Raw genomic sequence first — 13,904 nt, 5'->3', positions numbered from 1 at the left:
CTCTTACTTAGTCAAAAAGCGTGACAACGATTTGTCACGCTTTTTGAATCATCCTTACATTCCGTCTGGTCTCTCACCAAACCATTTTTCATAAATGTCACCATACGTGCCATCTTCCATCAATGTGTCTAAAGCTTCATCTACCTTCTCTGTTAACTCAGAACCTTTCGGAAATGCCATTCCGTACTGCTCACCTTTAAGAACGTCACCAACAGCTACAAGCTCACCACCCGTTTCTGTATCAGCATAGTAAAGAACGTTTGGTACATCATATAGCACTGCGTCCGCTCGCCCAGCTAATACGTTTTGGTAAGCCTCAGTAATTTCCGGGAAAGCCTCAACATTTGCATTTGTGTTTTCATTTAAGAAGTCTTCACTTGTCGAGCCCGAACGTGTAGCGACAACCTTTCCGTCAACATCATCAATGGATTGAATATCTTCTGTGTCAGCATGAACAGCTAAAATTAAACCAGCATCATAATAAGGTTGAGAGAAGTCGATAGACTCTGCTCGCTCTTCTGTAATCGTCATGCCCGCAATCGCAAGGTCAAAACGCTCAGAAGCGATGGCCGCTACAATTCCAGCAAACTCCATTTGTTCTAGTTCAATTTCAAAGCCAGCTTCGTCAGCGACCGCCTGTACGAGATCGATATCAAAGCCAACAAGTTCACCAGTTTCTTCATCTAGGTATTCAAATGGAATGTAGTTATTGTCTGTCACAACGAGGTATGTATCTTTTTCCTCCGCTGTTGCATCACCTTCATCAACATCCTCTTCACTTCCTGTCGCATCCTCTTGTGGAGCTGGTTCTTCTGTTTCCTCCGTTCCTGCATCGTCTCCTGTCCCGCATGCGGCGATCATGGCAATCATGAGTAGAAAGACGAGAAATAAAAAAAACTTTTTCATCTTCATTTGAAATTCCCCCTTTTGTAGAGCCTTTTTTACATCGTACTCTCGCGCTTAGGATGATATTACAAATTGTAATAAAATTTTAATATTTTTGAATATTTAATTAACATGAGGGAGGGTTACATAAAAAAATAAGTGTCATTAGACGTTGTCTAGTGACACTTGTTAATTCTCCGTATAACCTCCTGGCGTTAATTTTTTTGGAAAGTCATCTAAATATGGAATTTGTTTGCGCGCTTTTGTGCATTCACTTATATCAATTGGTACTTTTAAAATGTCTTCGTTTGATTTAGATGCTTCAGCGAGAACTTTTCCAGTTGGATGAACGAGTTTACTTTTCCCACATGCTCCTTCACCTACTGTATTTACCCCTAGGATAAAGCATGTATTATCTAGTGCACGTGCAGGTAACTGCACGTCCCACCGAATTTCAGCCTCTTTGCTCCAGACAGACGGAGCTAATATGAGATCGACCCCCTGTAGGGCCAACAGTCGTGCAGGTTCAGCGAACTCGATATCATAACAAATAAGCACACCAATTTTACAAAAATCCGTTTGAAAGACACGGTACATATAAGGTCCCGCTGTAAAGGTTTCCCTTTCCTTTCCCCATAAGAACGATTTCCTGTGCAGACCTAATACAGTTCCTGATCGATTAATCACGACCGCTGAGATAAAGAGATTTCCACTTTTAATCTCAGGAAATGAGCCTACAATCACAACATTTAATTCTTTTGCTAGTGCTTGGAGCCATTGTACAAAGTTTCCATTAGAAGGCTCAGCAATGGCAAAGAATTGCTCCGTTGTAAGGTGGTAACTAGAATAACTGAGCTCTGGAAAACAAATAATTTGAGCCCCTGCTGCTGATGCTTCTCGTATCTTTTTTTCCATGGCTATACGGTTTTGATTTACGTTAGGTCTGTTCGATTTCATTTGTATGGCAGCAACTGTAACCATCATCTAGTCCTTCGTTATTAATCATATAATTTACTGCCAAAGACCTTCTTTTCTAAGTTAGAAAGTCGTTGCAAAATATCATAATTCGTACTACCCGCTGATACCGTTTGACGGGTAGACCGCGTTTGAGGTTCCGATAGCTTTTTTGTTTGTTTTCGTAATTGTTCGTTTTCTTGTTCTAATTGTTCAATTTTCTTTTCGTATAGTTCATAATCTTGAATGACTATATCCAAGAACTTATCAACTTCGTCTTGATTATACCCTTTAAGGCTGGTTTTAAATTCTTTGTCTAATATATCCTTTGGTTGTAATCGAACATCGTGATTCATTGTCATATTTATTATCACCTCGTCATCTACATATCAAAATTGACCTGCTAATACATGACCGCACGCCATGAAAAGGTTACAAACCTAATCGGTGGTGTGACACGTAAAAGCTGGTTTGATTTACACGTATTACTTTATTTTTTCAAAAGATAGAATAATTGTCAATTTGTATTTGTTAATTCCAATAATCAGGGTTAGCTTCTCGTTCTTCCTGATCGATCATTTCAAGGTCGTCAGGGGTAATAAAGAAGATCTCGTATCCCTCAGTTTCCTGCCTTTTTTTTGCTGGAGTCAGGTAATAGGACGGTGAACCTTGTTTTTCTTCATCATATAGAACAACAAGAGCATCACTTTTGGCAATTAAGTAATCATTTTTCAACTTTAACTGTGCAGGGCTTGTATACTCCCTTTTGGTAATACTCTCCGTAAAATCAGCTTGCTGATATACTTCTTGATAGTAGGCTTTTGTTTTTTCGTTCCAGCGATCCTCTTGATTTAGGAAAGGTGTTAAGATCGCTAGCTTCAGGTCTGGATATGTTTGTTTTAGAGAAATTGTTACCTCTCCTGCCCAAAGTTCAACCCCTAGTTGACCAGAGATAATGACCCATTCAAGTCCCTCTTCAACAAGCTGACTTATTTTGTTTTCAAGTGCTTTTTTTATGTAGGTGACCCATGGGTGCTTTTGATCAAAAATGCCTAATTCATGAGACTTGTATCCTGTGACTGTTACCACTTTTATCATATATTCATCTATTCCTTTCAATTCTTGATAGACAAAGGAAATAGCGAACTGATTTTAGTTCGCTATTTCCTTACATTTATATTAGAAGAACGGACGACGTGGTGGGAAGCCCGGGCGCGGAGCCGGTGGATGACCCGGCGGGCAATGGAAATGCTGGTGGCTTACCGTATCAGCGAATGACTCCGTGTGTGGGTAGCTATGCATGTGCTTATAGTGATGATGTGTAATGTTCTTCGTGTGGCTAGGATGAATTTCCGGAACAATATACTCACATCTGTGATGTCTCTCATTATAGCGCGTTGGGTGAACAACAGGCGGTAACATTCTTGGTCTTGGTCTAGGCCAGAACATATCTCAATTCCTCCTTTTGTCTAGGTTCACTAATACCCTATGTAAGGAGCATTGAACATGTACTAGTACAATCACCTAAATTTGACTGTTACAGCATATGGTTGAATATCGTTCCACCACTTACAGCGTTACTAATGCCGTTCATAACCATAAACGTTAGGCCAATCATTAAAAAGAATAAAACTAATAGATATCTAACCATTTCCATCTCTCCATTACTTTTCTCTAAAGATAGTTTAATGATTTTTTTAGCAAACGACAACTGTTTTATGTTGGGATTATTCGTAAGGTCAAAATAAATAGAAAATCGTTGATAAAAATCGAAAATGCGCCCTTTTTGCGCTTCCCCAGGAAATTGAAAATACGAAATTTTCACTTATTTCCGCACTTCGATTTTCTTCGTTAAACGTTCTATTCGTTTGATAAAAGTAAGACGTTCTGCATTTTCTTGTTTTTTGAGCAATCTTTCCTTTTCTCCCCATAGCTGATACGCCATTTTTGCATAGGTTAGTGCCTTTTCATAATCTTTGCTTTGGTGTTCATAGATTTTAGCAAGTTCAATCGCATACGTTGGTTTTGGATAGGGACTTCTTTCAAGTAAGTGTTCCCAAGTACTAGCAGCCTTGTCATACTTTTTTTGTTTTTTATTCAGTAACGCAATTGCATGTAAGGCTTGATGTTTAACAGGCCCTTCAATATCTGCAGCTTTTTGATAAAATTCGTAGGCTGTTTCTACCTCGCCAAATTGTTCATACCAACGGCCGATTTCGTATGCTTCCTTCGCTGAAACATGGCTTGTTTTAACGTCAACTAATTGGTTCGTTAGATGCGTATATAGTCCCATCAACGATAATACATCCCATTCGTTATGGGTTAACACACCCTCAACAAACCTTGGATCCTGTTCATTTAAAAAGTCAAAGTACAACATCGGGGCAAGATAGCCCGGGGTATCATTTGTGCGCGTAAACTTAAGAATATCCTGTTCTACAACCGATAGACGGCATGAAGGCAGGATCTCTTTCCATAATCGTCTTGAGCCATGTAGCAAATCGAAGTGTCCAAATGATGGCAGCTTCGGCACTTCATTTCTAACAAATGTATGGCGTGTCTTCAACTGTGGCCAATCAAAGGCTTTTCCATTATATGTGACTAAGTTCTCTAAATTGCCTACATCTGTTAAAAAGTGATGGTAAAGAGCGACTTCATGGTGAGGGCCAGGCAAGAAAAACTGTTTAACAATTACTTTCTTATTCTCGATTCGACTATAACCTAAGAGAAAAATTGTATTACCAGTTCCGCTACTTAATCCCGTTGTTTCCGTGTCAAAAAACACTAAGTCGCTTGCCTCTTTTCCTTTAGAAGTTAACGGATGAGAGGCTTCAACCTCATTCCACCTTTCGATCGCTTCTTGTAATTGTTGAAATTGATAACGTCCATGCCAGTGGTCAAGTGGGTATTCGACTGTTCGAAGCAATGTGTATTGGTCGTCAAAAAACAGTGGAGTGGCTCCTAGCGCTTGCCATTGTTCTAGATAAGGCACGTCGACTGTTGCCTTGTTAGCTTTTTCAGTTTTCTCCTCCAGTGACGGTGTTTGTTTTTCTTCGATTTGTAGGTGTTTTTTATATCGGTTTAACTTGCTCTTAATTGACATCTTTATCGCTCGTTTCTACAACAGTAATTAATTGAAGAACCATATCTTTCACGTTTTTTCCTACCTCTTCGGTAGTACCGACGCAAGACGGACATCCTTCTGTGCACGGGCATTTCTGAATTAGTGATCGTACTTCTCGTAAAATTTCATGAATATTTTTATACACTTGTTCTGAAAGTCCGACTCCACCTGGGTAACGATCATATAAAAACACAGTTGGAAGTTCGGAATGTACGGCCTTTATTTGTGGCACGACATGTAGATCGGAGCGATCGCACATTACAAAGACGGGGGCAACATGACGAAGTACGTTCGCAAGCCCCATTAATGCTTGTTCTAGTGGGTCTTTGCCATACTGCTCGACAATTTCATGAGAAAAGCTAATCCAAGCCGCGTTTGTATGAAGTTCTTCTTCTGGTAAATGAATTGGGCCTGATCCGATATTTTCAAAGGTAGATAGCTTTATTTTTTTGAAAATGGTCGCCATCGCATTGACCATGACCTCTCCGAAAGCAATCGTTGATTTCGGTAATTCCTTTTGGTTATCCACTTCGAGGACTTTTAATTGAACGGCTAAGTTTGCATCAGTATAATATTCGACATCGACTTCACGCACATATGCCTTTTTTTCATCCCAATCTAGTTCTTCTACTTGGTACTGTACCCCTTGGTGTAAGTAAATCGCTTCATCATGAAGAAGCGTCATCGCACTAAAACGATCCATCTCTCCAATCACTTTACTATTTGAAACATCACTGATATCAATGATAACGACATTTTCTTGAGAGGCTGATCGCAAGCTAATGTTGTGGGCTGGGAACGAATCATTCATCCAGTACCATTTATTTCCTTGGTGATGAAGAACTTGTTCTTCTGCTAAAAATTCAACGATCTCCTCGATCTCAACACCATCAAATAGCTCACCTTCCTTAAAAGGCAGTTCATAAGCTGCGCATTTTAGGTGGTCAACAAGAATCACGAGGTTATCGGGATTAATTCTTGCCGATTCTGGCGTACGCTCAAAAAAATAATCAGGGTTTTGAATCACATATTGATCAAGTGGCGCCGAGCTTGCGACTAGAAAGATAACGGACTCGTCAGCACGCCGCCCCGCTCTCCCTGCCTGTTGCCAAGCACTAGCAATGGAACCAGGGTATCCAGTCATAATACAGACTTGAAGTTGGCCAATGTCAACACCAAGTTCTAACGCGTTTGTACTAACAACACCGACGATCTCTCCATTACGTAGACCACGCTCAATCTCACGTCGTTGTTTCGGTAAATACCCACCTCTGTACCCCTGGATGGATTTTGCCTGTAACTCTTTTTTCGTCAACTCCTGTAAATGACTCAAAATCACTTCAACACGGACACGGCTACGTGCAAAGACAATCGTTTGAATCTTCTGTTGTAAAAATTCCTTAGCTAGACGATTAACTTCTACGGTCGCACTTTTGCGAATGTTTAACGGTTGATTGACTATTGGCGGGTTATAAAAAACAAAATGCTTTTTGCCACGCGGTGCACCGTTATTGTTAATCAGTTTCATGTCTGTACCAGTTAACTCAGTAGCTAATTGTTTTGGATTGGCAATCGTTGCTGACGTACAAATAAAGGTAGGATTACTTCCATAGAAGGCACAAATCCTTTTTAAGCGCCGAATCACATTGGCGACATGACTACCAAAAACACCACGGTAGGTGTGTAATTCATCAACAACGACATACTTTAAATTTTCAAACAATGATACCCACTTCGTATGGTGAGGTAAGATCGCAGAGTGTAGCATATCGGGATTTGTAATCACGATATGACCTGCTTTTCTTACAACTTGGCGAATTGCTGGTGACGTATCGCCATCATACGTGTAGCTCTTAATATCAATACCAATCTCATCTATGATTTCATTTAATTCACTTTTTTGATCTTGAGCCAACGCTTTTGTTGGAAATAAGTAGAGCGCGCGGCTTTCTTCATCATTAGCGATTTGCTGAAGAACAGGTAAGTTATAACATAGTGTTTTACCGGAGGCTGTTGGTGTTACCGCAACAATGCTTTGTCCGGTTGCGGCTTCTTCAAACGCCGAATATTGATGTGTATATAGCTTTTTAATTCCACGCCGCTCTAGCGCAGATCGAATACGTCCGTCTACTCGATCCGGGAATGGACGCGTAACAGCTTCTTTGGCTTCAATTTCATGCCAGTGCACAATTTGATCTTTATATTGCTCATTCGTTTGTAAATTAACTATGAGTTGATCTAATCCTTTTCTAAACTCCATCTTCTTCACCTCAATACAGGTCTCCCTCTATTGTAGCGAATAGATGTTTGTTTTTCTAGCATTTAAATGATGTTATCGTGTATTAGTGATCATCTTCTGGTCAAACTATCAATTATGAAATGATTGTTTGTTCTAGGAGGAACAGCGAGTGATTTACGTCTATAATTGTTATGCCGGGACGCATTCATCTGCATTAGCTGCTGCTTATCACCTTAATAAAATCCCTCGTGACCGAACGCCTACAAAAGAGGAGATTTTAACAATTGATATTTTCAATAAACTAACATCAAAAGATATGGGTAAATTAATATATCATGGAAACGATGAAAGTAATCACCCAGTCTATACGGTCGGTAGAGGGAACTCAAAAGCTGTTGTTCCTGCATTGAGTGGGTTAGTTGATATCCTTCACCAGCATGGTCAAACAGATGAAAAAGTCATCTTTTCTAATGCCTCACCGACCGTACCGTTAGCGATGACCTTTGGTGGTCTGTTTTCTCGCCGTCTTAAGATTGATTTTATCGGTGTTCCGTTACTTATAAAAGGCGCGAAACAAGCCTATGATGACATTGCAAAGCTCGTTGAGAAAACAAAAGAAGTCGCTGCAACAACGGAAAATCAAGTTGAAGTACTTGATAATAAAGAGTTTGAAGCTATTCAATGAAAAGAGAAGGCTACCCCACTAGTGAACTAGAATGTAGACTGTTGGGGCAACCTTCCCATATTTACGTTTGTGAAGCCTTTTCGGCCTTTTCAAGCATGGCTGCTTGATTGCTTGCACCAGGAGGAACAATTGGGTACACATTCCCTTCTTTTTTGACATTGAACTCCATTAAAACAGGGCCAGATGTGGTAAAGGCCTTTGAAATAATTGCTTTTGCCTCCTCCTCATCTTCAGCACGAAAACTATTGATTCCATACGACTCCGCCAAACGTAAATAATCTGGTGAAGAAATTTTAACGTGAGAATACCGTTTTTGGTAAAATAATTCTTGCCATTGTCGCACCATACCTAAATATCCATTATTAATAATGACAATCTTAATGGGGAGCTGATAACGAGCGATTGTGAGCAACTCTTGAACGTTCATTTGAAAGCTTCCATCGCCACTAATGCATACAACTTGCTTGTCTGGATAGCCAGATGCGGCCCCAATTGCTGCTGGCACCCCGAATCCCATCGTCCCTAACCCACCAGATGTTAAAAACGAACGTGGGGATGTAAAACAATAATTAAGTGCCGTGAAAATTTGGTGTTGTCCAACATCTGTAGCGATAATTGCCTCCCCATTGGTCACCTCGTTTATCCATCGAATCACCCCTTGTGGCTTAAGAATGCTATCTGATTTGTTATATTGTGGTGATTGCTTTGGCCAAGATGCTGTTTCGTGGATCCAATGCTGGTGATCGTTAGGGTGTAGATAAGTGATGAATTGCTGCAAAAATTCTTTAATATCAGCAATGACAGGAAGATCAACGGTAATGATTTTATTAAGTTCTGCTTGGTCAATATCGATATGAACTTTTTTCGATTGCGGAGAAAACGCACTAATTTTTCCTGTAATACGATCGCTAAAGCGGACGCCTAAACTAATTAAGAGATCTGCTTTGTACACAGCTCTATTTGCCGCAATTGTTCCATGCATACCGACCATGCCTAAATGTAGATGGTGATCGGATCGCAGTGCACCAAGTCCCATTAAAGTGCTCACAACTGGAATGTTTGTTCTCTCAACGAGCGAGTGTAAGAGTTCGCAAGCGCCGGACGAAATCACACCTCCACCAATTAACAGCACAGGACGTTTTGCCTTATTAAGTTCAGTAGCTGCTAATGAGATCATGTTTTCAGGAAGTGGATGAATCGAATGTTGGTAATTTGACACCTTTTCAGATGAAGTTTCCACTGCTCGTGGAGCTGATAATAACTCTTTTGGAATCAGGAGGACAATCGGCCCGGGACGTCCCGATAGCGCCAGAGAAAATGATCCAGAAACGAGGCGTGAGATATCGCCTGCTTCTTCGATCATACATACATGTTTAGCGACTGGGTTGACGATCCCATTGCCATCTAATTCTTGAAATTGATCGGAACAATTGTTCTTATCCGACACATGTGCGGCGATCACAACGAGCGGAACCGAATCCATATAGGCTGTAGCTAGCCCGGTAATCGCATTTGTTAGGCTAGGCCCCGCGGATATTATCGCGACACCAGGTTTACCTGTTGCCCGTGCGTAACCATCCGCAGCATGGATGGTCGCTTGCTCATGAACCGGTTGTATACAGTCAATATCATGTGTAGAGCTTGACAAGGCGTGAAAAATTGGTAACGTAGGTTCTCTCACCTGTCCAAAAATAATGGATGCTTCCTCTCTTTTTAATGCGTTCAGTAATTGATCAGCACCATTCGCAACGGTTTCTGTATTCAAAATGTACACCTCATTTTATTGTATTCGTTTTAAAGATATATATCAGACGCACGTTCACCGTGGTTTCGTTAGGCTTCCGATGTCTTGTGTGGTTCCGTTATTCATACCTATTTACGGGTTCTTGTTCTAATAAAACTCGCAGTGCCCCTAAAGCTAATGCTTCGAGCTCTTCTTCTCCCGGAAATGAATAGATGGGCGCTAGGAATTGGACGCGTGATATAAGTTCATTAACGACGTAGTCGGAGAAGGTGATGCCTCCAGTTAAGAGGATTGCATCGACTTCCCCCCCTAATACAGTTGACATGGCTCCGATCTCTTTTGCTATTTGATAAATCATTCCATTAACAACAAATGTTGCCTGTTTATGACCACGGTTCATCTGCTCTTCGATTTCAGTGAAATTTTTTGTACCTAAATAGGCATATAGGCCACCTGTTTTCGTAATCCGATCTAGCAATTCGTCTTCAGTATATTTCCCTGAAAAGCAAAGTTTCACAAGCTGTTTAGCTGGTAAGGTTCCCGTTCGCTCTGGGGAAAATGGACCTTCGTTGTTGGCGTTATTCACATCGATAATCTTTCCACCCCGCTCGGCCGCTATGGAAATTCCAGAACCGAGATGTACAATAACAAAATGTAAGGACTCTCGGGGCTTATTAAAGTACCTAGATGCTTTTCTTGAAACGGCTTTTATATTAAGTGCATGTAACTGACTTTGCCTCTCAACTTCAGGAATGCCGCTTAAACGGGCAATGTCGCTGAGCTCATCAACGACAACCGGATCAACGATATAGGCAGGAATATCGTGGTTGTCTCCAATTTCAGCAGCGATGATTGCTCCTAAATTGGAAGCGTGTTCTCCAAAACGTGAACATTCTAAGTCGTCAATCATTTGTTTATTAATCAGGTACGTACCACTTTTTAATGACTTTAGCATCCCGCCACGTCCAACAACCGCAGATAGGTCAGCGCATGAAATCCCATTTGATTGGATTGCGTGTAGGACTTCCTTCTTACGGTAATCCTTTTGTTTTATTACATTAGCGAACGTGTTCAAATCATTCTCATCATGTTTTATCGATGTGCGAAATATTTCTTGATCTCCTTCATAGAGTGCGAGTTTTGTTGAGGTTGAACCTGGATTAATGGCTAGTATCTTATATTGATTGTTCATAAAATTCCCCACACCTTTTGCAATTTTTAGTAGCCTTGTATCCATTGATGCTCGGTTGTTAGCTAGCAATTCTTGATGTTGTCCCTTTGCTATAGATAAAATGTTTCCTATTGACCATTTATTTGCAGGAGATTTTCTATTGTTCTTTGCTCGGTTACAGAGAGAGCTACTAATGCAATGGATGCCAGTTTTGCCAAGGGAGAATCAGATCTTGAATTTAAGATCAGTGGCACTTTAGCCCCTAGAACCACGCCTGCCATAATTCCTTTCGCATAATACGTGATTGATTTTGCAAAAATATTACCGGCCTCAATCGTTGGTACAACAAGTAAATCTGCTCTTCCATTTACCTTACTGTCAATGTTTTTATGAGCTAAAGACTCTGGACTAATGGCTAAGTCAAGTGGTAGAGGCCCTTCAATAATTGCCCTTGGGTACGTCCTTGATAGTTTTCTTGTCAGTCGTGCCCATTCGGTCGTCACAGGCATTTTTTGATTGATTTGCTCGTTAGCAGACAATAAAACGACTTTCGGTGAGGGAACACCAAAACCGTCCAAAAACTCAATTGCATTCGAGACGATTTGTTCCTTTTGTGAAACGGTAGGAGCTATGTTTAAGCCCCCATCAGTCATATAAGTAATATAATCGACGCCAGGAATTTCAAAGGCTGATAAATGACTAATGAGCTTCCCGGTTTTCAGGTTGAGGTCTGCATGAAGAACACTTTTTAAGAAAGGAGTACTGTTAACAAGCCCTTTCATAATGGCATCTGTATACCCTTCATCTGCCAGCTTGGCAGCCAAGTATGCGGCTTCCTGATCTGAATCAGCCGAAAATATTTCATAGTTATTGCAGTTAAAATTGATTTGATTTGATAACGCTTCGATCTCGTTTTCCCGTCCTATTAACACAGGTGAAATGATTCCGTGCTGACAAGCTTCCTTTAAAGCTGATAATACATGACGATCATGAGCAGCAGCGACACTTATTTTTACCGGCGATCCCTTCCTAGCGTGAGTGATCATTTCGGAAAAATTTTTAAAGCGCATATGAATTCCTCCATTACTCGTACGGTTTATATGATCTGGTAGTTATGACTGTTATTCGTTTAGTGAAATATCACTATCTTTAGTTTATTGAAAAAACATAAAAACAGATATGAAATCCGTCACTGTCGATTAAAAAAACTCCGAAATCCAAACGCTTCACTTACTTTTTCGGTTGAGCTCGCTTGAACTCAAACAAACCCTAATGGATTCGCTCCATTAGGGTTTGTTTATTTAATCTTATACAATTAGAGATTCGCCCCTTAGAATGATCATTGTGCTCATGTACCACAATACGTACGGTAAGGACGATCGGATGGTTCAGGTGGAGTGCAATACTCTTCTTGGTCTTCAGTATAGGCAAATGGACTTGAAAGCACAGCGAGAAGTCGTTTCATTACACTGTAGTCCCCGTTCTCTACGGCGGCGTCAAGAGCCTCTTCTACCCGATGATTACGTGGAATGACCACAGGATTATGTTTACGCATTAATTGCTGAGAATCTTCATGAGATTCCCCTTGCCTGCTTCGTCTCGTTTGCCAGAGTTCATACCATTTTTTGAAATCATCTGTACTTGAGAAAGTCAAATCTTCATAGTTTTCCATTGTTAATGCTCGGAAGGTATTGGTGAAGTCTGCTTGATGCTTCTTCATCATTGATAGAAGTCCCTCAATAATGGATTCATCCTGATCGTCTGCTTCAAATAACCCGAGCTTGGCTCTCATTCCCTCCATCCAGTAATTACGAAACATCTCACTGAAGTTCGATATCACATCTTGAGCGAGCTTAAGGGCCTCTTCTTGATCATCTTGTAGGAGAGGTAATAAGGTTTCAGCAAACCGTGCTAGATTCCAACCACCAATATAAGGTTGATTGCCATACGCATAACGACCTTGTACATCAATTGAACTGAATACGGTTTCTGGGTCATAGGTATCCATGAAGGCACATGGACCATAATCGATTGTTTCTCCACTCAAGGTAACATTATCCGTGTTCATGACCCCATGAATAAAGCCAACCAGTTGCCATTGAGAAATGAGCTTAGCTTGACGTTTGGTGACTTCTTGAAGCAATGAAAGGTAGCGTTGTCCATCTGATTTCAGGCTAGGGAAATGTCGCTGAATCGTATAGTCAGCCAATGCTTTTAGGTCTTTAGAATCGCCAAATCTTGTGGCATACTCAAACGTACCAACACGAAGGTGACTTGAAGCTACACGTGTTAAAATAGCTCCAGGTAAGTCCGTTTCACGGATGACGGCCTCACCGGTTGTCACAACGGCTAAGCTCCGCGTTGTAGGAATCCCAAGAGCAAACATAGCTTCACTAATGATGTATTCGCGCAGCATCGGCCCAAGTGCCGCACGACCATCACCACCACGGGAGTATGGCGTTCTTCCCGATCCTTTTAGTTGAATATCTACGCGCTCGCCGCCAGGGGTCATTTGTTCACCGATTAACACAGCTCTTCCGTCCCCTAGCATGGTAAAGTGACCGAATTGATGCCCAGCATAAGCTTGAGCAAGAGGTGAAGCTCCCTCCGGCACGTCATTTCCAGCAAAAATGTTAACAGCTTCTTCGTTTCTGAGTGTTTCTGCCTCTAGTCCAAGTGATTCGGCTAACTGATCATTTAAAATCACTAACTCAGGGGAACGTACAGGGGTTGGCTTTTGTTCTGAAAAAAAAGTTTCTGGAAGGCGAGCGTAGCTATTATCTAGGTTCCACCCTGTTTTGTTGATTTCATTACTATTTGTCATTGGATCTCCTTCTCTTCTAATTTTTCTTTGACAGCTATTTATTTGCAACTTGTTAAGACAGGTAGGAAAAATGATGTAATGAAAGCGACTCAATCACTAGTAGGGTCTACTTCTTGCATGCTTCCTATACTGTCTACCTTGATGAGATGGCCCCCCACGTATATTTAGACGTGAGGAATTCTTGGTTTTTGTTTCCAATCTCTAGTTTACAACATCACCCAACACAAAACGCAAGCAAGACGAATTGAATGATCGCTAAAAAGAATAAGCTTTTTAAT

The 13,904-nt window shown here is 40.9% G+C and carries 13 protein-coding genes; 1 reads left to right on the top strand and 12 read right to left on the bottom strand.

All coding sequences use genetic code 11. From position 1 onward, the window contains the following. Nucleotides 1-54 precede the first annotated feature (54 nt). The 8 genes from KH400_RS05535 to KH400_RS05500 all read right to left on the bottom strand — a co-directional run bounded on the left by KH400_RS05535 (nucleotide 55) and on the right by KH400_RS05500 (nucleotide 7,223). Nucleotides 55-906 (bottom strand): transporter substrate-binding domain-containing protein, encoded by an 852-nt coding sequence (locus KH400_RS05535; protein ID WP_217223122.1) that lies wholly within the window; start codon nucleotides 904-906, stop codon nucleotides 55-57. A gap of 168 nt (nucleotides 907-1,074) precedes the next feature. After that, the gene (locus KH400_RS05530; protein ID WP_217222752.1) at nucleotides 1,075-1,869 is read right to left on the bottom strand and encodes a nitrilase-related carbon-nitrogen hydrolase; all 795 of its coding nucleotides are present in this window, start codon (nucleotides 1,867-1,869) and stop codon (nucleotides 1,075-1,077) included. Nucleotides 1,870-1,883: 14 nt separating this feature from the next. Further along, complete coding sequence (gpsB, locus tag KH400_RS05525) at nucleotides 1,884-2,195, bottom strand: cell division regulator GpsB (protein ID WP_217223120.1); 312 nt, start codon at nucleotides 2,193-2,195, stop codon at nucleotides 1,884-1,886. 175 nt (nucleotides 2,196-2,370) lie between these two features. Beyond that, nucleotides 2,371-2,934: an SLOG family protein gene (locus tag KH400_RS05520; protein WP_217223119.1), complete on the bottom strand. Its 564-nt coding sequence runs from the start codon at nucleotides 2,932-2,934 to the stop codon at nucleotides 2,371-2,373. 84 nt (nucleotides 2,935-3,018) lie between these two features. After that, the gene (locus KH400_RS05515) at nucleotides 3,019-3,261 is read right to left on the bottom strand and encodes a CotD family spore coat protein (protein WP_312889065.1); all 243 of its coding nucleotides are present in this window, start codon (nucleotides 3,259-3,261) and stop codon (nucleotides 3,019-3,021) included. 115 nt (nucleotides 3,262-3,376) lie between these two features. After that, complete coding sequence (locus KH400_RS05510; protein WP_217222748.1) at nucleotides 3,377-3,664, bottom strand: hypothetical protein; 288 nt, start codon at nucleotides 3,662-3,664, stop codon at nucleotides 3,377-3,379. After that, entirely contained in the window at nucleotides 3,665-4,942 is a 1,278-nt protein-coding gene (locus KH400_RS05505) for a ribonuclease H-like domain-containing protein (RefSeq protein ID WP_217222745.1), read from the bottom strand. Next, the gene (locus KH400_RS05500; RefSeq protein ID WP_217222743.1) at nucleotides 4,932-7,223 is read right to left on the bottom strand and encodes a DEAD/DEAH box helicase; all 2,292 of its coding nucleotides are present in this window, start codon (nucleotides 7,221-7,223) and stop codon (nucleotides 4,932-4,934) included. Before KH400_RS05500 ends, KH400_RS05505 begins: the two co-directional genes overlap by 11 nt. Before the next feature lie 148 nt (nucleotides 7,224-7,371). Between KH400_RS05500 and KH400_RS05495 the strand changes: the two genes are divergently transcribed. Beyond that, complete coding sequence (locus tag KH400_RS05495) at nucleotides 7,372-7,887, top strand: DUF3189 family protein (RefSeq protein WP_217222741.1); 516 nt, start codon at nucleotides 7,372-7,374, stop codon at nucleotides 7,885-7,887. A 61-nt stretch (nucleotides 7,888-7,948) separates the two neighbouring features. Here the strand turns inward: KH400_RS05495 and ilvB are convergent, their stop codons facing one another. The 4 genes from ilvB to KH400_RS05475 form a co-directional block, all read right to left on the bottom strand. Beyond that, nucleotides 7,949-9,661: a biosynthetic-type acetolactate synthase large subunit gene (gene ilvB, locus KH400_RS05490; RefSeq protein WP_438821105.1), complete on the bottom strand. Its 1,713-nt coding sequence runs from the start codon at nucleotides 9,659-9,661 to the stop codon at nucleotides 7,949-7,951. 88 nt (nucleotides 9,662-9,749) lie between these two features. After that, entirely contained in the window at nucleotides 9,750-10,823 is a 1,074-nt protein-coding gene (buk, locus tag KH400_RS05485) for a butyrate kinase (protein ID WP_217222737.1), read from the bottom strand. A 107-nt stretch (nucleotides 10,824-10,930) separates the two neighbouring features. After that, nucleotides 10,931-11,872 (bottom strand): phosphate acyltransferase, encoded by a 942-nt coding sequence (locus KH400_RS05480; protein WP_217222735.1) that lies wholly within the window; start codon nucleotides 11,870-11,872, stop codon nucleotides 10,931-10,933. A 278-nt stretch (nucleotides 11,873-12,150) separates the two neighbouring features. Next, complete coding sequence (locus KH400_RS05475) at nucleotides 12,151-13,626, bottom strand: protein adenylyltransferase SelO (RefSeq protein ID WP_217222733.1); 1,476 nt, start codon at nucleotides 13,624-13,626, stop codon at nucleotides 12,151-12,153. Nucleotides 13,627-13,904 lie beyond the last annotated feature (278 nt).

Source organism: Desertibacillus haloalkaliphilus (assembly GCF_019039105.1).
GTDB lineage: Bacteria > Bacillota > Bacilli > Bacillales > KJ1-10-99 > Desertibacillus > Desertibacillus haloalkaliphilus.
Note: the sequence above shows the minus strand (reverse complement) of the source record. Positions and strands in the feature narration are given on the sequence as shown.

Bases quoted from the DNA above. Each gene is read 5' to 3' on its own strand.
- KH400_RS05500 (WP_217222743.1), bottom strand. From the start codon at position 7,223: ATGGAGTTTAGAAAAGGATTAGATCAACTCATAGTTAATTTACAAACG.
- KH400_RS05475 (WP_217222733.1), bottom strand. From the start codon at position 13,626: ATGACAAATAGTAATGAAATCAACAAAACAGGGTGGAACCTAGATAAT.
- gpsB (WP_217223120.1), bottom strand. From the start codon at position 2,195: ATGAATCACGATGTTCGATTACAACCAAAGGATATATTAGACAAAGAA.
- KH400_RS05505 (WP_217222745.1), bottom strand. From the start codon at position 4,942: ATGTCAATTAAGAGCAAGTTAAACCGATATAAAAAACACCTACAAATC.
- KH400_RS05530 (WP_217222752.1), bottom strand. From the start codon at position 1,869: ATGATGGTTACAGTTGCTGCCATACAAATGAAATCGAACAGACCTAAC.
- buk (WP_217222737.1), bottom strand. From the start codon at position 10,823: ATGAACAATCAATATAAGATACTAGCCATTAATCCAGGTTCAACCTCA.
- KH400_RS05535 (WP_217223122.1), bottom strand. From the start codon at position 906: ATGAAAAAGTTTTTTTTATTTCTCGTCTTTCTACTCATGATTGCCATG.
- KH400_RS05515 (WP_312889065.1), bottom strand. From the start codon at position 3,261: ATGTTACCGCCTGTTGTTCACCCAACGCGCTATAATGAGAGACATCAC.
- KH400_RS05480 (WP_217222735.1), bottom strand. From the start codon at position 11,872: ATGCGCTTTAAAAATTTTTCCGAAATGATCACTCACGCTAGGAAGGGA.